Consider the following 20,206-nt stretch of genomic DNA (forward strand, 5'->3'; position numbering starts at 1 on the left):
AGGAAAAGGCAATCCGCCCCGGTAAAAAGCGAAACCAATATTCGCTTTCAAGAAAAAACTGGCTGGCAAAGAAAAATGATTGCGGCGTTGCGGCATGTTTCCATAAAGGGGACGCGAGTCGAACACCCAGCCTGCGGGAAATACGCGCCAGTTCGCGCATATCCCAATCCAAAGACCAGCCCACGCTATCGCCGTACAGGATCAAACGCGAATACGGCTTCCAATTCCATGAAGCCGCGCGGATGATGCTTTTTGCAACGCCTTGAAAAACCGATTTCATCACAACAATTCCAGAACCTTCAGATATTCTTCCGTAACCTGTTGAATGGACGGGATGGAGATAAGCGACTGAAACGATTCGTAATCGTTGATGATCTTTTCCAGCAATTCAGGGATTTGCTCCGCCGCCTCAAACCCCACCCCAGCCTGCTTCACGATCTCGGGGTGACCGCCACTCTGCAAGTGAATGGCCGGAAGTCCGCAGGCGAGCGCTTCGATCAGCGAATTGGAGCACGGGTCGTTTTTGCTCGCGGTGATATAAATGTCGTGTTCACGGAATAATCCCGCCATATGATTTGAATCCACCGCCGGGATCATTCGAATGTGATTGAATGTCACCGGACTACGCCCCACAAACGTCATCTCATATCGATGCCAATCGAGATGTTCATCCAGCCATTCGTAGACCGGTGTGCCCTTGTTGACGTTGTGGGACCAGGCGGATGCAATCAAGCGGGTCTTGCGCTTCCATGAAAATTGAATCTTGCCGTCTGAATGGAAGACCTGCGGGTCGGCGGCGTTCATGATTACAACGGGATTGCGGAAGCGAAATCCAAGTTCGGCGTGCTTCTCCAGGCTGTACCGCGACTGGAGGATGGTCCTATCCGCAAATTTTTCATTCAAAGTTTGAACATAGCGGTCCACGCCGTCATCCCAGCCTCGGTATACGTCCACGGGTCCATCCACGCGGTGGACGGACAAGAGGGATTTCGACTTCAAACGTCCCAGCCGCCTTTCGTCGAAATTGAACGAATTGAACATACATGCGCGGGATGCGCGCGATATCCGGTTGTTTTCGATTTTCAAGCCGCGCGCCTCCGCCTCCCGGATGAAAGCACGCAAGAATTGATGCCCGCCACCGGTGGGAGGCGGCTCGAAATCATGGAAGAGCGAAAGGTCTGCCGTTGTAAACCACCCGGCACCCATCGCATAGACATCCCTTAAAGCGCTTACAATACCGATCTTCATTCAAACTACATATTTTTCAAGCGCGCTTTCGCGTCACCGCCATGAACATGTGACCAAGCTGCGAATTGACATAAGGGACATATTTACTCACCCGCAGGATGAGTTTCTTCAACGGCTCCGGCGCAGAATCCAGCCAGCGCAATTCCTGTACGAGCGCATCCTGGTGGGCATAGGAATATGAGGCTTCGATGTCGAAACCGGCATTTTCCAGGAACTGTATAAATTCACGTCGTCCATAGGCATATTGATAAAAATCGAGCCCGCTCACATCCGCAGCATATGCACCGCGTTTAGCGCGCCAGAGCCGCAGGGGGTTGAAATACGGCACAGAGATCAACAAAACGCCGCCCGGCTTGAGGATGCGCATTTTTTCATCCAGAAAAGGTTCCAGTCCTTCGCGCCGATGCTCAACCACGCCGATGGACACAATCGCATCAAAGGCATTATCCCTGAAACCGAGCGAGGTCAGGTCGCCGGACATCAATCGAAGGGGGCCGGCAAGTTGTTGCGCTGCGCGCAATGTCTTAACCGCATAATCGAGCCCGAGGCAATTGTAGCCGAGCGCGTTCAAGGCGACGACTAATTGCGCCGTGCCGCATCCCGCCTCGAGGATCAAACCGCGTTTGGGAAGATGCCGCTTGAAGATCTTCTCGAACGTGAACAGCTTTCCTTCGCGAAAAGGTTTGTAAAAGCTGTCAGTCAGGTCGTTGAGCCAAACCTCCTCCCAGAAGCCCTGGTCGGCGGTCTTGTTGTAATAGACAAGGCGCTCCCCCTCCACCCGCCGTCCCGCGTCGTGATTCTTCATACGTCGCCTCCCAGCTGATACTCCTGAAAGAACGCGGATACATCCTTTTCCACGCGGGGACCGCGCCGATACTTCCGGTTCTTCCAATCCCTGCCGAGAAGATTCATCAGGTGAAGTTGGATCGTCCTGAACAGCCTCGTCATCCCGCCGGTCTCGTTGGCGATGCGGTTGATCTCATCGGGATTCAGGCGTGTGCGGCTCAGGCGGATTTTTTGGGTGGAGCTTCGCTTCATGAACGGCATGTGCAAACAGCGGAAGGGTGACGCGTCCCAATCAAGTTCTTCGTGAAGATACCGGCGCAGGTTCGCGTCGAAGCCGTCCTTGAAGGTCAAGCCGTCGCCCAATAGGCGTTCGGGGCAGTTCACCCAGCTTTCGATCATGAAAAAATTATAAAGTTTGGTCATCGAACGCGAAGGCGGGGCGAGGTGTCCGCACGCGGTTTTCCTTTTCATATCCAGCGATGTCACGTTCAGCACGTTTCCAAAGACGCAGAAATCCTTTGCGAAAGCGCCATCCAGCAATTGCCTGCGCATGATTTTCAAGCCCTGCGGGTCGTACACCTCGTCCCCGTCTACGCCGAAGATCCACGTATCGGTACCGAAGTACGGTTCAATGGCAATCGCCGCCTCGCGAGGAGACTCGATGCTTGACAACTCGATCTTCGGATGCTCGTCCGCGAGCCACCTGCATATTTCGAAGGTGCGGTCGGTGGAGCGATGGTCGGTGATGATTACCTTGTCGCAAAAATCCAGAATGTTCAAGACAACCTGTTTTACATAAACATCCTCGTTGCGCACCTGGACGCTCCCAACGATCTGAAACTGCGGCATGATTCGAATCTCCTCAACGTACCGCGCGCACGAAATACCCGGTGGTGAATTTACTCCAAGCTTCGCTCTCGTTGCCGAAAGAGGCAAGGTCGCGGCGGCACAGCCAGCGTGAAACCCATTTCATCGCCCAGCGCGCAAATCTGTTCTCGATACCCATGATGCCCAGTTCAAGCATCAACCCAAGCAAACCTGCATAACCGCCCATGCGATGCACTTCGACGGTCTTGAATTCTTTGAATAAATTCCGCAAGCCGTCTTCGGTGAAACGCTGGTAGTCGAATGGGTCGGCATGGACCGGGTAGAGGAAGGGGACCGAAGCAAGGACCAAGCCCCCGTCACGCAGGAGGCGGCGTATTTCGTCCACGCATCGCCCCGGACGGGGAAGATGCTCCAGCACTTCGGTGCAGATGATGCAGTCCACGCTTTTTCCTCTTAAAGGAATCCGCTGGACGTCACCGTACACGTTCGGCCTTGTGGACATATCAAGGTTGACGTACCACCACGACTTTGCCTGACCTTCGGGCGGCTGGAATGCGCCGCGCTTGTTCTCGCGTTTGCCGCCGACATCCACCACCACGCCGCGCATCTCGTGCGCGAACGCCTCGAGCGCGGAATCGAGCCACAAGCGACGGTAGGTGATGTAACCTTCTGCGTTCCAGTAGTCGCGGCGGGATGGCGTGATGGAGGTCATCGAGTCGAGCCTATCCAATTATGCTTTTTTGATCGAAGCGAATATCTCCTCGCGCCCCGGTTTGCAGAACAGGGTGTCTTCGATCAACACGAAATCGAGTTCGGTGGTCTTCAACATCTCGAGACCGACAGCGTAAAAGTTGAGGATAGGTTCGCCGCCGGGGTTGAACGATGTATTTAACATGATGGGTATGCCAGAGAGTTTTTCGAATTCCTTCAGAGTCCTGTGCATGAAGGGATGCGCCTCTTCGCGCAGCGTTTGCAGGCGCGAACTGCCGTCTACATGCGTGATGGAAGGCAGAACGTCGCGGTATTCCGGTTTTGTGTAGCAGATGACGGACATGTAGGGTATATCTTCGATGTTTGTGAAATATTTTTTTGCGTCTTCCGCCGCCGCGATCGGCGCAAAGGGACGATACCACTCGCGATGTTTGACCTTGCGGTTGACGATATCTTTCATATCCTTGTTCAACGGATTGCAGAGAATGGAACGGTTGCCCAGCGCGCGCGGACCAACTTCATACCTGCCGCGTATCACGCCGACGATGTAATCCGAAAACACCAGTCTCGCCAAAAGCGCGGGTGTTTCCCCGGCTGTCAAATCCATATGCGGATACTGGTCTCGAATTGAGGGAAGGTCATTCTTATCGAAGGCTTCTAATCCCAAGTACGGCGAGAAATATTCGCCGTAGCCATTGAAAGTGCCGTTATCTCCGTGCGTCCAATAAACATACAAAGCCGCCCCGGCGGAAAGTCCGCAGTCTGAGGGGTTGGGGACGAAGTGCGTGCCTTTGAAGACGCCCAACTGCTGGATCTCGTAATTGGTGATGCCGTTGAGAGCGCAGCCGCCGACGACGCAAAGATTTTCATGTTTTCCGAAATATGGTTTGAGCAGATCAACGACCGCTTCGGTCCATGCTGCCTGTACAGTGTGTGAAAAGTTTTGAGCGGTTTTGTCTTCCGGCCCGTTCAGGCGAAGAACTTTACCGTCGCCAATCAGGTTTTTGACCATCCCTTTCACGCCGCCATCATGATCATCATCCTGTACGAGAAATTTTTTCAGGTCGGGGATATCGCGCAAGGCGACATCGTTGATACGATGTGCCTTACCGTATTTATTCAATCCCTCGATCCGGCGCGGCGCGGCTTTGATGTACTTTTTGACATACTCGCGGGCGTACGGCATCCATTCTTGAATGACTTCTCCGTAGGCGGTGAGACCCATGGCTTTGCCCGAGGTCGTCCCTTCGATCTCGGGCTTGATCCCGGCAATGTAGCCCATGTTGTTGTAACTCTGCCCGAAGCGCATCGGGTCGTTGTGCAGGTATTCGATCTTACTGCCGCTTCCGCCGAAGATGAGCGTCTGCCCGTCGTTGCCTTCACCGTCGTAACTCAGGATCAAGGCTTCATCGAACGGGGAGGTGAAGAACGCCAGCGCGGCATGACTCAGGTGGTGGTCTATATGATACGCAGCGCCGAATTCGAACCCGTTTTTGGCGAGGATGTCTTGAAAATTCTTGAACTCCTCCACCCGTCCCTGGTTCTGTACCGCCAGCGCGTCGAACTTTTTACCCCATTCCTTTGCCACCATGCCGAGGAACAATTCCATGTCGTCCAACGAGACATATTGATACCCGCTGACATGCTTGCCGGGTTCCATCGTCAGGCAATGCAGTTTGTATCTCTTCTGGCGGAAGTAACGCTCCGCCTCCATCACCGCCGCCACCTTGCCGTCCACCACATGCGCAAAACTGGTGTCGTGACCCAATGTAACGCCCAACACGCTTTTCATAATTTGATCTCCGATCATTCTTTAGAAATAATTTATTGAATTGATTCAACGTCCATCAAACGATGGAGGAAACAATCGACATGTTCAAGCCGCCTTTGAGCAAATTGCCGTGCTCATCCAGAGGCAAATTAAACCCGACCGGCTCAACAAAATCCTCGAAAGCCACGGGTAGGTCGTTTTTCCAGAGATCCGCAACATCTTCATGCTTGCGAATGCGATAATAGAAATCGCCTTGAGTGGGGGATCTGTAATCGCCATAACGCTTATCCCCGCGCACCTTTGCCTTCGTACCCAAACTGTCGGTGATGATATCCGCGCTGACCGGCAGGACAGGGATGGCGCGTTGCAACGGCATGTCGGAGTTTCGCCAGCGTTCGAGCATCTCCGCCTCACCGCCGCCGCTCGAATCGACGATGTTATGGTCCCGGCTGTCTATTTTCCACGGACCCAGTGTCTTCCAGAGGTCGGTGCGCGTCAGCGACGCGATTCCCGCGCCAATAATACCATCCTCCCTCCAGCCGTACGTCCGGATCGGATAGCCTCGTGTGGAGGATAATTTTTTAGGGAAGCGGAATCCCGTCTTATGGCGTCGGGCTTCGTCCCATACTTCCTTGAGTCCCGCCCGGTCGAGCCGTTGCCTTCCCCAAATGCGCCGAACCGTCTCTCTCCGCTGGAAGTTCAGGCTCACGCTCCCGATCCAGTGATTCCCCAGCAATACTTCGACACAATCCTTCATCCAATCGCCTTCGACCACGAACTGCATGTCGTCGGGCCACAACAATATCGCCTCGCCCTTCGCGCGCGAAACGATCTCGTTCATCGCACCTACGTGGGTTGATTTCATGAAGATGAGATCGTCTACCCAGCCCAAACTTTTGAGATAGTCCGCCAATCCGCTCTCTGTAGAGAGGTTATCCAGCACGATCCATTGAATGTTCGGATATTGGATACAGCATCTCATGGACTCGAGCGTGGCGCGTAAATAGTGAAGTCGATTCCAACTCAAGACGCCGATGGTCAGCAGGGGCAGGTCGTTCGTCATTGCGGCAAAATCCTGATGATGTCGTCTTCGGTATAAATCTTCACGTTTTTGCGAAGCGAAAAGACGAAGGCTTCCAGTTCATTCATTGTCGGGTAATCCTCGGATTTCCCAAAGGCGCGCGCGTCGTCTATCATAATGACGTGACGCAGGTCTTCGGCGCGCAGGATGTGACTCAGTTCCTCCATGATGGGTGTGCTTTTCTTCCCCCGCGCCGTTTCATCCGCGGACCAATGCCCGTCCAACCAGAAAAGCGCCGGACGGTCAACCTCTCTCATCAAGTTACCGATCACATCGCCGCTGTCGCCCTGCAAGATTGTCACATTCCTTTGCCCGCGGAAGTATCTTCGCGCCCGCCTGGCGAACCTTTCGCTCAGTTCGATGGAATAGACCCTCTCAAAGGATTCGCGCAGAGCCTCGACCATCTCGCCCATGTATGTCCCGGTCTCGATCAGGATGAGCAGGTTGTATTCCTTTGCGTATCGCTTCAATATTTCCTGCTTCATGAGGTGCGGAAGCGGCAGGAAGCGCGGCTTCTGTTCACGCCACCAGGACAATTGCTCCTCCTGGCGTCTTCGATCGAGCCGACGCTGAAGCGGTGGAATCCAATAGGCGTGCGTCTGTAATGTTTGCATGATTCTTTGCATCGTTCTCTCGTAAATCCTTTACATGCGGCTCTTGATCATCTGGACGAGGCGTTCCCCCGCCCGGCCGTCCAATTCGCCGCATTCGGATGCGGCGTACTCATGACGCGCCTCGCGCTCCAATGCCCGGTCTGCAAGATACACGTTGACATATTTGATCAGATCGTCCTCGTTCTTTGCGATCCGCGAGGCGGCAAGGCGCAGCGTTCTCCGGTTGTGAGTCTGGCGTTGTAAAAATGCGGATGTCATGTGGAAGCGGTGTCCGTAGGTGTAAACGTCGTACCCCAAATGGATCACGGGCAGATTGCAGATCGCCGCCTCGAGGCTGATGGTGGAAAAGTAGTTGATCATCACATCGCTGTAATGTAGGAGATACGCCAGTTCATCCGGTCCCTCGTCAAAGTTCAAGTCTTCGAGCATTTCGCTCCGGCGGTCGCCCGCCGCTTCGATGGAGCCTGGGTTGGAGAGATATACGCCCTCCCTGCGGAAGAGTTCCTCCAGCACCTGCCAGCCCGGCGACTCCAACAACTTGCCGTGTGGATACGGGCGCACGACGAAATTGAACGGCTCGGAGCAGACGCGCGACTTTTGCTCGACGAACAATTTGTAGATCTCGAAATAGCGCGTAATATTCACGCCGCCAGCGAAGAAGATCGTCTTCCGCTTCGGGTCGAGACCAATGGATTTCAGGAACTCGTCCCTGCCGATGGGGAGCGGTTGAATGAATCTATCGTACTGCAACGGTCCTGTGATCTCGATGCGGTTTGCCGGGATGCCGTGCAAACGGATCGCCTCATCCGCCATTTGCTGACTCCAGACGGCGAGACACGTCGGCGTGTATCCGCGATACCCCATGTTGACGATATTGTCGTAATTGGTAATGCTGGCAAAAACAGGAAGATTCTGTTTTTGTCCCTCTCGGGCAAAATTCCCCGCATGACCAAAACCATAATTTCCGATGCCGGGGGTCAACACACATTTCAATCCACTCTCGCGGATGTCCTTTTCATGGAATCGCGGCTGGTAGAAGGTCGACTCCAGCCAGAGCAACAGGTTTCCCATTCCCGGTGTGTGCCGCAGGATGTCGGTGAAGAAGATGTACGACCCCACCTGCGAAGCGGGCGAGTCATACAGGGTGCTTTCCACTTCCTCGCGGAAGCGCAGGTCGGTCGTCTCGGTGATGATAACGAAGCGGCGCAGTTTCTTCATCGTGCGTAACAGCCTGCGCGCCTGATCGTATTTGTCGTACTCCTCCACGCGCAGTTCGCGGTACTGTTCCGGGTCGAATTCAAAGGATCGAAAATACTGCGACCACATAAAATAGACGGGTATGAATCCGTTGTTTGCAAGCCGCGCCCGAAAAGACGGCTGATGCAATACGCGGGTCGCCATCTTTCCGCCGAGGGGAATACCGATTTTGATATCGTTCATTTTTTATCCACAATACTTCATCACACGCTTGGACAACGACAACCCATCCAGCTCATGGAACGCAAGCGCCTGCTGTGGCGTACCGCAGGCGGGATAGCCTTCCACAGCGAACTTGATCATCTGCTTGCCGTTGAGCAAGCTATGTTCACTGCACACAGTAAGAATGTTATCCATCAAACCGCCAGCGGGGTGATGATCTTCGAGCATGAAGATGGTGGAATACGACTTGAGGACTTCGGTCAGCCACTTCACATCCACACGATTGAGCCAGGGCATATTGATGATGTTCAAGCCGAATCCGCGCTCGGCAAGGAGTTCACTGGCGAGGAGCGCTTCGTGCAACATGACGGGACCGTAGGCAAACATGACCGCATCTTTCCCTGCTGTGAGTTGACAGCCCACCCCTGGCTTGAACTCATACCCAGCCGGGAGCGTAATACGGCGTGGACTTGGCCCAATGATGAGGCGCAGAGCAATCACATCATCGGTCTTGTTCACGGCGTAATCCATCGCCATGCGAGTCTCTTCAGCACTGCAAGGTTGCAGGATGGTGCAATTCGGCAAGGCAGAGAAGAGCGAAATATCGCGCAGGGATTGGTGAGACTTGCCCGGACCAGCAGGAATCAAGCCCGCATAGTGCAAGGCATAAATGATCTTGGACTTTTCTCCCGCAGCATTATAAATCTGCTCATTGGCACGCGAAGCGAGGAAACTGGCAAAAGAATTGACAACTGGTAACAGTCCCTGACGAGCAAGTCCCGCAGCCATCGAAACCATATCCTGTTCGGCAATACCGTTTTCGATAAAGCGATCTGGGTAGGTATTTTCAAAATCGCGGACTTTGCAATCAGAAGAAAGGTCAGCATCGAGGACGATGATGTCTTTGCGTTTGGCTGCGAGTTCCACCAAGGCTTGACCGTATGCACGCGAAACATATTCATCAGTTGGCTTCACAGAGAGATGATCCAAAGCAGCCTGGCTGAGAGGTTCACCTTCCAACATGGACGGGCTTGCGGTTTTCACTTCCGGCTCAACGGGAGACAAATGCAACGGGTCGAGCGACACAGCCGCGAGGTCCGCATTGATGCGCTGAATCAGTTCAGAATAACCTGCCTCAAAGGCAGCATCATCCGGCGCGCCCGAATGCCAGGGATAAAGTCCTTTTCCAATTTCAAGCGCGGCAGGATGCTCCATGAACGAGATACCGCGACCTTTGATGGTGTCAGCAATGATAATCTGCGGCTTGCCCTTAACCTGCCTGGCTTCGGCAAGCGCCTTTTCGATGGAACGAAAATCATGCCCGTCGATGCAAATGACATGCCAACCGAAGGCAGTAAATTTTTCGACAAGATTGCGCAGGTCGATGATCTCGGCAACGGGCTTATCAGATTGCACCTTGTTGTCATCCACGATGACGGTGAGGTTATCGACCTTGTGATGCGCAGTAACATGCAAGGCTTCGTAGTTCTGCCCTTCCTGCAATTCGCCATCGCCGGTCATCACAAAGACATGCCCGCCATGGTTGTTGTACTTCTTCGCCCACGCCATGCCGCGCCCCTTCGAGATGCCCATGCCGAGCGAACCCGAGTTGGCTTCCATGCCGCGATTGCTGATATCGGGATGACCATTCAACCCATTGAGGCGGCGCAGTGACATGAGCATGGCATCGGGAATTTCACCAAGCGAATGCAGCACGGCATACAAGCCCGGCACATCATGTCCCTTCGATGAAAAATAAATATCGCGGTCGGGACTGTCGAAGCCAACCTTGATGGTGTTCATCTCTTCATAATACATCCACACCACAATATCCATTGCGCTGAAGCTCGAGCCGAGATGCCCCGACCCCGCGCGCTTCACTTCGGTGAGCGTGTTGGCGCGGCACATATCCGCGATGACCTGAAGTTTCTTGTATTTGTCGGCGGATGAATTGCGAACGCGCTTAAATTCTTCCACGGGGATCAGCTTTAGTTCGACCATGTTTCCTCGTTGTTAACTTTCATAACTCCTTCGATTTCATTTACGAGTGCCTGCGCTACCATCATCCGCCCGGTTTGGTTCAAATGTTCGGTGAGTTCGTCAGCATGAAAAAAGTGATCAGATATTAAATACTCTTGAAGATTCAAGAAGCAAACCCGATCTTTTCCTAACCAGGGATAAATATAGTCCTGCACGACTTTTGCATTGGCGCGGACGATATCCATAAACCCTTGACCAACATGTCTTGTTCCGCCCTCATAATTGATCGGAGTAATATACAATAATGCGCGGATATTCAGTTCGCTCAGCAAGTCAAGCGTTTTGCCGAGATACTCCAGCCTGCGGTGATTGTGCTGCAGCATGTTGAGATAATGGAGGATATAGATCTGCTTTCTGCGGTAAAACTTCCCTTGCAGGTCGGTCGGGATATTTTTGATAATGTCGAGGAACTGACCGAGACATTTCAATTCCGTGAACGGGAGGTCAAGCGCAAGATTGCGCTCTGTTTCTGAATATGTCAGCGCATCGGCATTGCCGCGAATGGCGGGGATTCTTTTGGTTTGCGGATATGCTCCCAACGCTTGAATCTCTTCCTCGAATTGCCACGCCGGGTTCAAGTCCCATTGAGGCGAGAAGCATCTCATATTGACGGGTAGGATGACAAGTCCCGGTTTGTTCCGCATGGACCGAAGTACTTCCAGCAGATGAAAGTAAAGTCGGAAATGATATGCGGCCTGCGCGATACAAAGCAGCTTTTTTTCACCTGAAAGTCCATCGGCAACCATGCGGTCAAGAGTCCGCTTATCCGTGTCGTGCCACGAGATGCGCTCCACCACCGAATCGCCAAGATAAAGGATGTCCGAACCCGCCGTCCATCGAGAATCGTAATCTGCCGCCAGTTGTGCGAGGGCGGGATAAGGCTTGGGGATTTTCATCCACACGGATGAGAGAATTTCTTGAAAGGTCTTCATAAATCGATTGTCAGATTAACCTGCCTTATAGTTTTCTTGCGCGAATCAAACCCGGGCGGCGGAAAATGATCTTCGAAGATTCTTCGAAATATCCCGCTACTACATCGTCATCCAAATTATAGAGGTATGGGGTCTGCATATCCTCGAAATGAAGGTCCTTCTCGATCTCTTCAGGTGTATACCCTTTTTCCTCAGCCAGCCTCTTTAACGCAGTGAGGGTCCGGTTACCTTCGGTACCTTCGAGCAGGTCGCGCAGACTGACGCTCTTATCGAAGCCCCAGCGTTTGCCGATTTTTGCGGTGATGTCTGCTGCCTCTTCCATGGGAAGTCCCAGCGTATACTCACGAATATCCTTGATGATCTGCGAAGTGGAATTCTGGTTAAAATACGAAATCGCGATTAACCCACCAGGCACAGTTAGTTTTTGAAGGTCAGCTGCCGCGCGGGCTGGATTTTCCACATGCATCAACGCCCATCCCATGTAAACCACATCAAATTTCTTATCACCAAAATGGTTTGATATCTCGGTAATATCAATACCCGGCGCAAGGGTAAGGTTCTTCGCCTCAGGTTTGGAAAGCCGGTACCGCCACCGATTCCAACCTTTCAAATTTTCAGGAACGGCATTCTGGTTTTCGACATGCTGTTTCAAAAGATTCGGACCTTCCACCGATCCATCATGCGCCCAAACCTTTGCGCCAAGTTCCAGCGCAGCATACGTCTTTGAACCCATGCCGCAGCACACATCCAACACACGCTTGCCGCGGATGTTATACGTGCCGATCAAATCGTATAGCTTTTCAAAACGTCCCACGCTCCAATCCGAAGTATCGCGGCGAACACCCCAAATCACATCATATAAATTTCTAGATTCAGATTCTATTGGAGTCATTCGTGGTTTCTCTTTCTATCCATTCCAGATGCTGCGCCTCATTCCGCGCTTGTGCTTGATCCTTCTTTATGAAATTTTTTCTACCCTTGGCAGTTGCGCCTCGCCGCTTGCAACGAGACGTTCCGCCAAATCCCAATCGTAGGGATGATTCACATCAAAGCCTTCATAGCCTTCCGAAACAAACGGCATGACCACTTCGCCCGCGATGGTTCGCCCATCGAAGGCCACACGCGACCAGGCAATTTCAAGGCTGGCATTCTGCGAATAGACCTCGGGCAAGCTTTGATAGGGCGTGCTGTGCCAGGGCTGTTCCTTCGGTCCGAACGGCAGCAATGGCATCATGCGCTTGCCGCGAATCACCCACATCTTGCCAGGGTGCTCTTTTACTTTTTCCACAGCGCGGAGCGAGTCTACACCTTCTTCGGCTTTGAACGCATTCCATGCTCGTTGAATGGTGCTCGGCAAACGAAAGGGGCTGGTTGGGCGCAGAATGCTGAAACAATCATATTCGCGTCCCATCTCTTTCAGTTTGTGAAGCGTAAAGTCCAGCCATTCGATGTCGAGCGCAAGGTCGCCTGCAATTTCAGCCGGACGCAGGAAGGGAACTTCCGCGCCATACGAACGGGCGATCTCAGCGTACTCTTCCGAGTCGGTTGAGACGAGAATATCGGCAAAGATTCCGCTTTGCTTGGCGGCACAGATCGTGTACGCGATCAGCGGATGCCCCGCCAGCGGGCGGATGTTTTTTCCCTGCACGCGTTTTGAACCGGCGCGGGCGGGAATCAAAGCAATGATGGAAGGATTCTCTTTGCTCATACCTGCGTCGGGTCGATGTTGATATACACGTCCTTCAATTCCGAATAAATGTTGAGCGCTTCCGTACCGGGTTCACGTGAACCATTGCCCGAAAGTTTGCGTCCGCCGAAGGGCATGTGCGGCTCGGAGCCGTACGTCCCTGCATTGACCACCGCCACGCCTGTCTGCACTTTGTCATAAAACCGCGTGGCGCGATGAATGCTCCTGGTATGGATGCTGGCGCTCAAACCATACGGCGTATCGTTTGCCATTTGAAGCGCGTACTCAAAATCTTTCGCCTTGAATAACAACGCCACAGGGCCAAATAACTCACATTCCGAAATTTCATCGTGCGGATCAACATTCTCAATCAGAGTCGGCGCCATGTAATAGCCGTCTTTATGTTCGGCATCGGTCATACGTTCGCCGCCGCACAGAATGGTCGCGCCGTTCTCCTTTGCCTTTTGCACGGCAGCCACCATGCTGAGCAATTGTCCTTCATTGATGACAGGACCAAAATCGCAATCATCTGCCGTGCCGATTTTCAACTTCTTCGTTTTTTCCACGAGCATATCGCGGAACTTCTCATACACAGACTCAAAAACAATAATCCGGCTGGTGGATGCGCAGCGCTGTCCTGCATTGCTGAAGGCTGAGAGCAGCACCCACTTGGCGGCGTTCTCCAAGTCGGCGTCGTCACACACTACGAGAGGATTCTTCCCACCCAGTTCCAGCGAGATGCGCGCGAAGCGTTCCCCCGCTGAACGGTTGATGATGCGCCCCACCTCGGTCGAACCGGTAAAACTGATCACGCCCACATCCTGATGCGCAACCAACGGAGCACCCGCCTCTTTGCCAAATCCCTGCATGATGCTTAGCACGCCATCAGGCAAACCCGCTTCCTTTGCGATCTGACCAAAGATCCATGCCGTGGCTGGCGTATCTTCGGCAGCTTTCAAAATGGCGGCATTACCGCAGATGAGCGCAGGGAAAACCTTCCACGCCACATTCGCGATTGGCGTGTTCGCGGCGATGATGAGTCCTGCCACTCCGATGGGTTGACGAATCGTCATTGCATATTTATTCGCCGTGCCGCTCGTGGTGGTGCGACCATACAAACGCTGACCTTCGCTGGCATAGAACAACCCGCATTGGATCGCTCCGCCCGTTTCGCCCAACGCCTCTTTCATGGACTTTCCAGTTTCTGCAGCGACAATGGCAGCGATCTCACCCTGACGGTTTTGCATCCCCACAACGATCTTGTGTAGAATCATACCCCGCTGCACCGCAGGTGTATCCGCCCAAGTTGGCTGAGCTTTCTTCGCCAGTTCAATGGCTTGTTGAATATCCGCTTGCCGTGAACGCGCCACCTTGAAGAGGGCCTGTCCGTTCGCGGGGTTGATTTTCTCGAACCACTCATTCAATTGAGTAGGTTGTTCTTGGGTGCCAATCCAGTTGGGGATTTGTTTAAGTATCATATTATCACTTCAAAGAATGGATCTACATTGCAAAACACTTTTTGGAACATAAATTCCATTCTATTTTACACTTATCGATCACTGCTTTTGGAGCGGGGAGACAGGATCGAGGCTATTTTATGGCTTGCCGTACCATCCCCAAAAATGGGCGGATGTTCCTGAGGCGGAGAAAAATCCTTCCAAGCTTGCAATACCCGACTCTGTTCGACTCCAACAAGTTTGTTCCATCCTGTATGAACAGTTTCCAGCCATTCGGTTTCATCCCGCAAGGTCAGGCAGGGTATCGACATAAAATATGCCTCTCGTTGAACGCCGCCTGAATCTGTTGCGATCATGCGGGCGTTTTCTTCCAATACCAACATATCAAAATATCCTATTGGATCGATCGTTCGAACATTAGCAGAAAGATCGTGGTCCAATTTTTTCAGGGCAGCCACGGTCCTGGGATGCGCTGGGAAAACCACCGGATCTGGGGCATTGTTCAAGATATCAACGATATTTCTTAAGCGCTCGGCATTGTCGGTGTTTGCAACCCGATGCGCTGTCACCAGGGCGTACGACTTCGGTTGAAGCCCGAATTTTGAAAGAATCTTTGATTTCTCCCTTGCAAGGGGCAGGTTGGCAAGCATTGCGTCATACATTACATCCCCGACCCAATGGACAGACTTGGAAATACCTTCTTTGGCAAGGTGATTTACAGCTGTCTGGCTTACGCAAAAATGCAAATCGGATAATCTGTCTGCCGCCAGACGATTGATTTCCTCCGGCATGCGTTTATCAAAGCTCCGCTCCCCCGCCTCGATATGGGCGACCGGGATGTTCAACTTGCTTGCAGTGATAGCCCCCGCCAAGGTGGAATTAGTATCGCCTCGTATCACAACCCAATCTGGTTTTTCAACAAGAAGAACTTCTTCCAATTTAGTCAAGGTATTTGCAATCTGTTGGGCATGAGAACCGGATCCTACTTCCAGATTGTAATCCGGGGCGGGAAGTCCGATCTCATCAAAGAACGCTTGGGACATCAGGTAATCATAGTGCTGACCGGTGTGAACTAAAATCTCCTTGTGTGTTTTTCTTAATTCCCTGCTAACACAAGCAGATTGAATAAATTCCGGCCTCGCGCCAACCATGGACAAGATTTTCATTTTATAAGAAGATTAAACAGGAATTCGACACTATAATGAAATTGTGGATTTTACGCCAAGCCGATACAGAATAATTCGGCCTTGAAAATTTAGATGATCAAGGATGGTCTGGATGAGTTTCACCTTCGAGACTCCGAAAGCCCTGCGGTAAAGAACAGCTGGAAATTCAACGACTCGGAAGCCTTTAAACCTGCTTTTCACAAGCAACTCTACATTGAAAAGAAATCCATTTGATTCGAAAGGAACAGAGTCGATCACCTCACGGCGATATGCTCTGAATAGACAGGTGTAGGTATATATATCCCATTCCACTAATAAGCGATAAATCATAGAGGAGCCGCGGCTTAGCAACAGGCGATATTTCGGAACCCCAACGACATTGCCGTCAGGGTGGTAGGGTGATGCTGTGACAATATCCGCACCCTCCAAATATTTCAACATACCCATCATACTGGAAAAATGATACGTACCATCGCTGTCTGTAGTAATTATCATGCTGCCTTGGCAAGCAGCTAATCCCGTCCGTATCGCCGCGCCCAAACCCAAATTAATCTGATGCTGAAGATAGTCAAACTCAACATTCGGAAGCAGGGTGCTTGTAAAAGCCTCCTTGAAAGAATCTAATGTTCCATCATTGCTGCCGTCATCCACAAATACGACTTGAACCGAATATTCCTCTGCCAGCCTGGCAAGCACCGGTAAAAGTTCGTCTCTCATTTTGGGAATGTTTTCGACTTCGTTGTAGCAAGGGATCACAATCGATAATCTTGTATGCATGCTCACCTTATAAATCAAGAATTTGTATCATTGGGAAAGAACAGGGTATCAGGGCTGTTTCTACCATGTTCCTTCCTTTGAAGCACGTATCAGGAATCGCCAGCAAAAAAATCTTTGCAAACTAATCATTTCCAGAAACCGGTTCAACAGGTCATCTACTTTGATCAGCCAATATTGCAACAACCGATTCTCGGGACACCACTGGCGGGTGACAAACCCTCCAGATAGAGGAAAGGCAATCACATCACGATAGATAACCTTGTCGACGGCGTATCCAGCATTTTGTAAAGCGTGGACATAATAATCCATGCTTCTCTCATTGAACTCTTTGTGCCGTGTTATGAATCGGCTAACATGAAGGATGAAATTCATATTGGACTGGAATATTATCAATTCGCTGGCGTTTATCCGAACTATCTCTTTCAGCGCCCGTTCAAAATCGAGATGCTCAACGACCTCTCTTAATATTACAGTATCAAAGTAGCGATCCGGGAACTCAAGTTTGTAAATTTCCTGGCGAAGGACATCGACGTCAAACCATTTTTTAGCCAGTTGGCCGCATTCATCATTTGGATCGATGGCAATTACCTCGAAACTGGCATCCAATAGCATTCGGGTTAGGAGCCCATACCCGGCTCCCGCATCCAGAACTTTTTTTCCCGTGAGTTTGCGCATAATAAATTCATTCTGTTCCCAGGCTATACACCCATAAAAAGTTTCCAATTTAAGACGGTCAAAATTTGAATCGGTCTTATGGTATATATCAAGCTCGTATTTTTGTTCCTCGGTCAACCCGGTTACATCGATTTTCATTTTATTCTTTCGTGAATTCCGAACGGTGGACGACTCTCCCATCGGATGCGCTGGTAATGAACGCAAGTGCAACATCCAAATTCAGCAAGCCCTCTTCGCCCGTGACAATCGTACCTTCATTCTGAGCGACTTTATTGACAAAGTTTTCCAACTGGACACGCAAAGGTTCCCTTCGGTCGATTTTGATTTTGGTCATGTTGCCTTCAATAATATGGGCTCCTGGCAGTCCAGAGCCCACGGGGTAATCATTCTCATAAAAATAAAACTCTTGAGTCAATGTGTCAACGACGAACATGCCGCGTTCGCCGACTACAAGTGTTTGGCGCACTTTTGTGGGTACCAGCCAACTAACATCTAAAAGCCCGTTCATGCCGTTCTCGAATTTAATCATGCCGAAAAAGGAATCCTCATGTGAAAGATGCACGCGTCTTTGAGTCTCTGCGCTCAGACGATTTATGGGCGAATTGGTCAAGGATTGCATCAGATCGATGTCATGAGTAGCAAGATCAACCACAACACCTGTATCCTCAATCCGCCCGGGGATGGGACCGAGCCGCCGGGTTCTAATCTCGAATAATTTCCCCAATTCGTTTACTTCAAGCCTTTTTTTCAATGCAACAATGGCCGGGTTGAATCTCTCTATGTGACCAATTGCAAGTAAGATGCCCGCTTTTCTCGCCGCGGTGATGATCGCACGTCCGTCAGCATGGGTTGTTGCAACTGGTTTCTCAAGCAGTATAGGTATACCATGAGCCATCACTTCTTCTGCGACCTGTCGATGCAGGGAAGTGGGGACCACCACTGAAACTGCATCCAGCTTTTCTTGAGCAAGCATTTCGCGATAATCTGTATAAGCTCGCCGATTGTATTGTTCGGCAAATTTCTTGCAGCTTACAGGGTTAGTATCCGCTGCCGCGACCAAACGGACGCTATCCATTTCTGAATAGACCCGCACATGGTTCCTGCCCATGGCGCCTATGCCAATGACGCCAACATTTAGCATCGCGCACCGACTTCCGCTACGATCTTTTCTAATTCATTTTGAATAAGAGCCGGGTGTACTGGCAATGAAATTACCTGCTTCGCCAGTTTCTCTGTAATCGGCATATCCTTTTCATACCCCATTCCCATATACAAAGGCTGGCGATGGATCGGTATTGGGTAATATACGCCTGCCGCAATACCCGCCGAGTTCAAGCCCTCTACCATCTTGTCGCGGTCTTTCTCAACACAGATCGTATATTGATGAAACACGTGTTCACTATTCCGGCGTACCTTGGGGGTTTTAACTCCGCTCAACGGAGAGAGTTTCCCTGTCAAAAAGCGGGCATTATCTTGGCGTTGCCTGTTCCAATTATCAACCTTTCCGAGTTGTACCAGCCCAATTGCGGCTTGAATATCGGTCATCCGAAAATTAAAACCCAAAGTGTCATGCAGATAGCGTTTTGGGCTCCCATGATTACGGAGTAAACGCGACTGTTCCGCCACTTGGGGGTTATTGGTTGTGATCATGCCTCCTTCGATGGTTGTCATGTTCTTTGTGGGATAAAAGGAATAACATGCAGTACCCCAAGCGCCGACCTTTTTCCCTTTATACATTGCGCCATGTGATTGACAGGCATCTTCGATAATCACCAGGTTGTGCTTCTTGGCAATTTCCGCAATGGCATCCATGTCTGCGATCTGACCAAACAAATGGACAGGGATGATTGCTTTTGTCCTGGGAGTGATTGCTTCTTCGATTTTATCTGGATTGAGCAGGAAATAATTAGGCTCAATATCCACAAAGACCGGTCGTGCACCTGTATAAAGGATACAGTTGGCAGAGGCAATAAAACTGAATGGAGTGGTGATTACTTCGTCGCTAGGACCAATGCCGTGAGCAAGGAGAGCCACATGGAGCGCTGTGGTGCCGGATGAAACGGCAATCCCGTATTTTGTGTCAGTCCATTTGGCAAACGCTTCTTCAAATTCCCGAACCTTTGGCCCTTGAGCTAGGTGCCCAGAATCCAGGACACCCAGAACCGCCCTTTTTTCCTCATCACCGATTTGCGGACGCGATATATTAATCATGTCGTTACTCCGTGGGTTTGTACGACCAATTGCATTTTGAACAGTAATACTCGTCCCCTAGTGGCTGCATTCTCAGACCGCATCGGCATACGTATCCAACCAAGCGAGCCGGTACGCCCATGACCAAACCATGGTCCGGCACCGAGCGGGGGACAACAGCACCTGCGGCTACAAAGGCAAATCTTCCAACCGTCACATTGGGGATGATAATAGCGCCTGTGCCAATTGAAGCGCCGTATTTAATAAGGATGGGACCCACCTCCCAATCATCCGTGCCTTTCAGCTTTCCGTCTGGCGTTATAGCGCGGGGGTAAAGATCATTTGTAAATACGGCGCGTGGCCCTATGAAAACCCCATCCTCGACGGTTAATCCGTGATAGAGAAAAGCGCCATTTTGGATCTTTACATTACTGCCAATCTTGACATCGAAATCCACATACACATCCTTGCCAAGGATGCAATTCTCCCCTATCTCAACACCTTCGCGGATTTGAGCATTATTCCATACGCTTGTTCCATCGCCGATTCTTACATTTGAGGATACGGATGCAGTCGGATGTATTTTAATGGTTGAAGACGTATTTGTATTATCTAGACTTGTCATAAGTGCTCCACGTTGAATTGATATGGTCTGTCTAATTTTGGTATAACGCAACTTTAATGAAAAATCCAGTGAATTTTGTAACTTGTCGAACATTTAAGAGAGTCTTTCCGCGATGGGAATAGTTGGAGTCTCAAAGAATACTTTCATGCTTTTGCCGATACACTACTTTTACCTTCTCCAAATTCAAGGCCTGTTCATC

19 protein-coding genes are annotated in these 20,206 nt (G+C 51.2%); all 19 read right to left on the bottom strand.

What is annotated here, in order from left to right:
• Positions 1 to 279: 279 nt before the first annotated feature.
• On the bottom strand, positions 280 to 1,248 hold the full coding sequence (locus HS100_06635; protein MBE7433573.1) for a glycosyltransferase family 4 protein: 969 nt from the start codon (positions 1,246 to 1,248) through the stop codon (positions 280 to 282).
• A 16-nt stretch (positions 1,249 to 1,264) separates the two neighbouring features.
• Positions 1,265 to 2,053, bottom strand: coding sequence for a class I SAM-dependent methyltransferase (locus HS100_06640; GenBank protein ID MBE7433574.1), 789 nt, complete (start codon positions 2,051 to 2,053; stop codon positions 1,265 to 1,267).
• On the bottom strand, positions 2,050 to 2,883 hold the full coding sequence (locus tag HS100_06645; GenBank protein ID MBE7433575.1) for a glycosyltransferase family 2 protein: 834 nt from the start codon (positions 2,881 to 2,883) through the stop codon (positions 2,050 to 2,052). Before HS100_06645 ends, HS100_06640 begins: the two co-directional genes overlap by 4 nt.
• 13 nt (positions 2,884 to 2,896) lie before the next feature.
• The gene (locus tag HS100_06650; GenBank protein MBE7433576.1) at positions 2,897 to 3,574 is read right to left on the bottom strand and encodes a class I SAM-dependent methyltransferase; all 678 of its coding nucleotides are present in this window, start codon (positions 3,572 to 3,574) and stop codon (positions 2,897 to 2,899) included.
• 18 nt (positions 3,575 to 3,592) lie between these two features.
• Positions 3,593 to 5,365: a hypothetical protein gene (locus tag HS100_06655; GenBank protein ID MBE7433577.1), complete on the bottom strand. Its 1,773-nt coding sequence runs from the start codon at positions 5,363 to 5,365 to the stop codon at positions 3,593 to 3,595.
• Positions 5,366 to 5,420: 55 nt separating this feature from the next.
• Positions 5,421 to 6,407, bottom strand: a complete 987-nt coding sequence (locus HS100_06660) for a glycosyltransferase family 2 protein (GenBank protein MBE7433578.1) — start codon at positions 6,405 to 6,407, stop codon at positions 5,421 to 5,423.
• A complete protein-coding gene (locus HS100_06665; GenBank protein MBE7433579.1) occupies positions 6,404 to 7,039 on the bottom strand; it encodes a hypothetical protein in 636 nt (211 codons plus the stop codon). Before HS100_06665 ends, HS100_06660 begins: the two co-directional genes overlap by 4 nt.
• 30 nt (positions 7,040 to 7,069) lie before the next feature.
• Complete coding sequence (locus HS100_06670; protein MBE7433580.1) at positions 7,070 to 8,479, bottom strand: hypothetical protein; 1,410 nt, start codon at positions 8,477 to 8,479, stop codon at positions 7,070 to 7,072.
• A 3-nt stretch (positions 8,480 to 8,482) separates the two neighbouring features.
• Positions 8,483 to 10,459: a 1-deoxy-D-xylulose-5-phosphate synthase gene (locus HS100_06675; GenBank protein ID MBE7433581.1), complete on the bottom strand. Its 1,977-nt coding sequence runs from the start codon at positions 10,457 to 10,459 to the stop codon at positions 8,483 to 8,485.
• Complete coding sequence (locus HS100_06680) at positions 10,447 to 11,430, bottom strand: hypothetical protein (GenBank protein ID MBE7433582.1); 984 nt, start codon at positions 11,428 to 11,430, stop codon at positions 10,447 to 10,449. The genes HS100_06675 and HS100_06680 overlap by 13 nt, the downstream gene beginning before the upstream one ends.
• Positions 11,431 to 11,455: 25 nt before the next feature.
• A complete protein-coding gene (locus HS100_06685) occupies positions 11,456 to 12,322 on the bottom strand; it encodes a methyltransferase domain-containing protein (GenBank protein MBE7433583.1) in 867 nt (288 codons plus the stop codon).
• Positions 12,323 to 12,388: 66 nt separating this feature from the next.
• Positions 12,389 to 13,138 carry an acylneuraminate cytidylyltransferase family protein gene (locus tag HS100_06690; protein ID MBE7433584.1) on the bottom strand — a complete coding sequence of 250 codons (750 nt, stop codon included), beginning with the start codon at positions 13,136 to 13,138 and terminating at the stop codon, positions 12,389 to 12,391.
• Positions 13,135 to 14,595, bottom strand: coding sequence for an aldehyde dehydrogenase (locus tag HS100_06695; GenBank protein ID MBE7433585.1), 1,461 nt, complete (start codon positions 14,593 to 14,595; stop codon positions 13,135 to 13,137). The genes HS100_06690 and HS100_06695 overlap by 4 nt, the downstream gene beginning before the upstream one ends.
• Positions 14,596 to 14,666: 71 nt before the next feature.
• Complete coding sequence (wecB, locus tag HS100_06700; protein MBE7433586.1) at positions 14,667 to 15,740, bottom strand: UDP-N-acetylglucosamine 2-epimerase (non-hydrolyzing); 1,074 nt, start codon at positions 15,738 to 15,740, stop codon at positions 14,667 to 14,669.
• A gap of 30 nt (positions 15,741 to 15,770) precedes the next feature.
• On the bottom strand, positions 15,771 to 16,517 hold the full coding sequence (locus HS100_06705) for a glycosyltransferase family 2 protein (GenBank protein ID MBE7433587.1): 747 nt from the start codon (positions 16,515 to 16,517) through the stop codon (positions 15,771 to 15,773).
• A gap of 60 nt (positions 16,518 to 16,577) precedes the next feature.
• Positions 16,578 to 17,330, bottom strand: coding sequence for a class I SAM-dependent methyltransferase (locus HS100_06710; GenBank protein ID MBE7433588.1), 753 nt, complete (start codon positions 17,328 to 17,330; stop codon positions 16,578 to 16,580).
• 1 nt (position 17,331) lies between these two features.
• Positions 17,332 to 18,333: a Gfo/Idh/MocA family oxidoreductase gene (locus HS100_06715; GenBank protein MBE7433589.1), complete on the bottom strand. Its 1,002-nt coding sequence runs from the start codon at positions 18,331 to 18,333 to the stop codon at positions 17,332 to 17,334.
• Positions 18,327 to 19,403: a DegT/DnrJ/EryC1/StrS family aminotransferase gene (locus tag HS100_06720; protein ID MBE7433590.1), complete on the bottom strand. Its 1,077-nt coding sequence runs from the start codon at positions 19,401 to 19,403 to the stop codon at positions 18,327 to 18,329. Before HS100_06720 ends, HS100_06715 begins: the two co-directional genes overlap by 7 nt.
• Before the next feature lie 4 nt (positions 19,404 to 19,407).
• On the bottom strand, positions 19,408 to 20,007 hold the full coding sequence (locus HS100_06725) for an N-acetyltransferase (GenBank protein ID MBE7433591.1): 600 nt from the start codon (positions 20,005 to 20,007) through the stop codon (positions 19,408 to 19,410).
• Between the last annotated feature and the right edge of the window lie 199 nt (positions 20,008 to 20,206).

The sequence above is a fragment of the Anaerolineales bacterium genome (genome assembly GCA_015075725.1).
In the GTDB taxonomy this organism is placed as follows: domain Bacteria; phylum Chloroflexota; class Anaerolineae; order Anaerolineales; family Villigracilaceae; genus Villigracilis.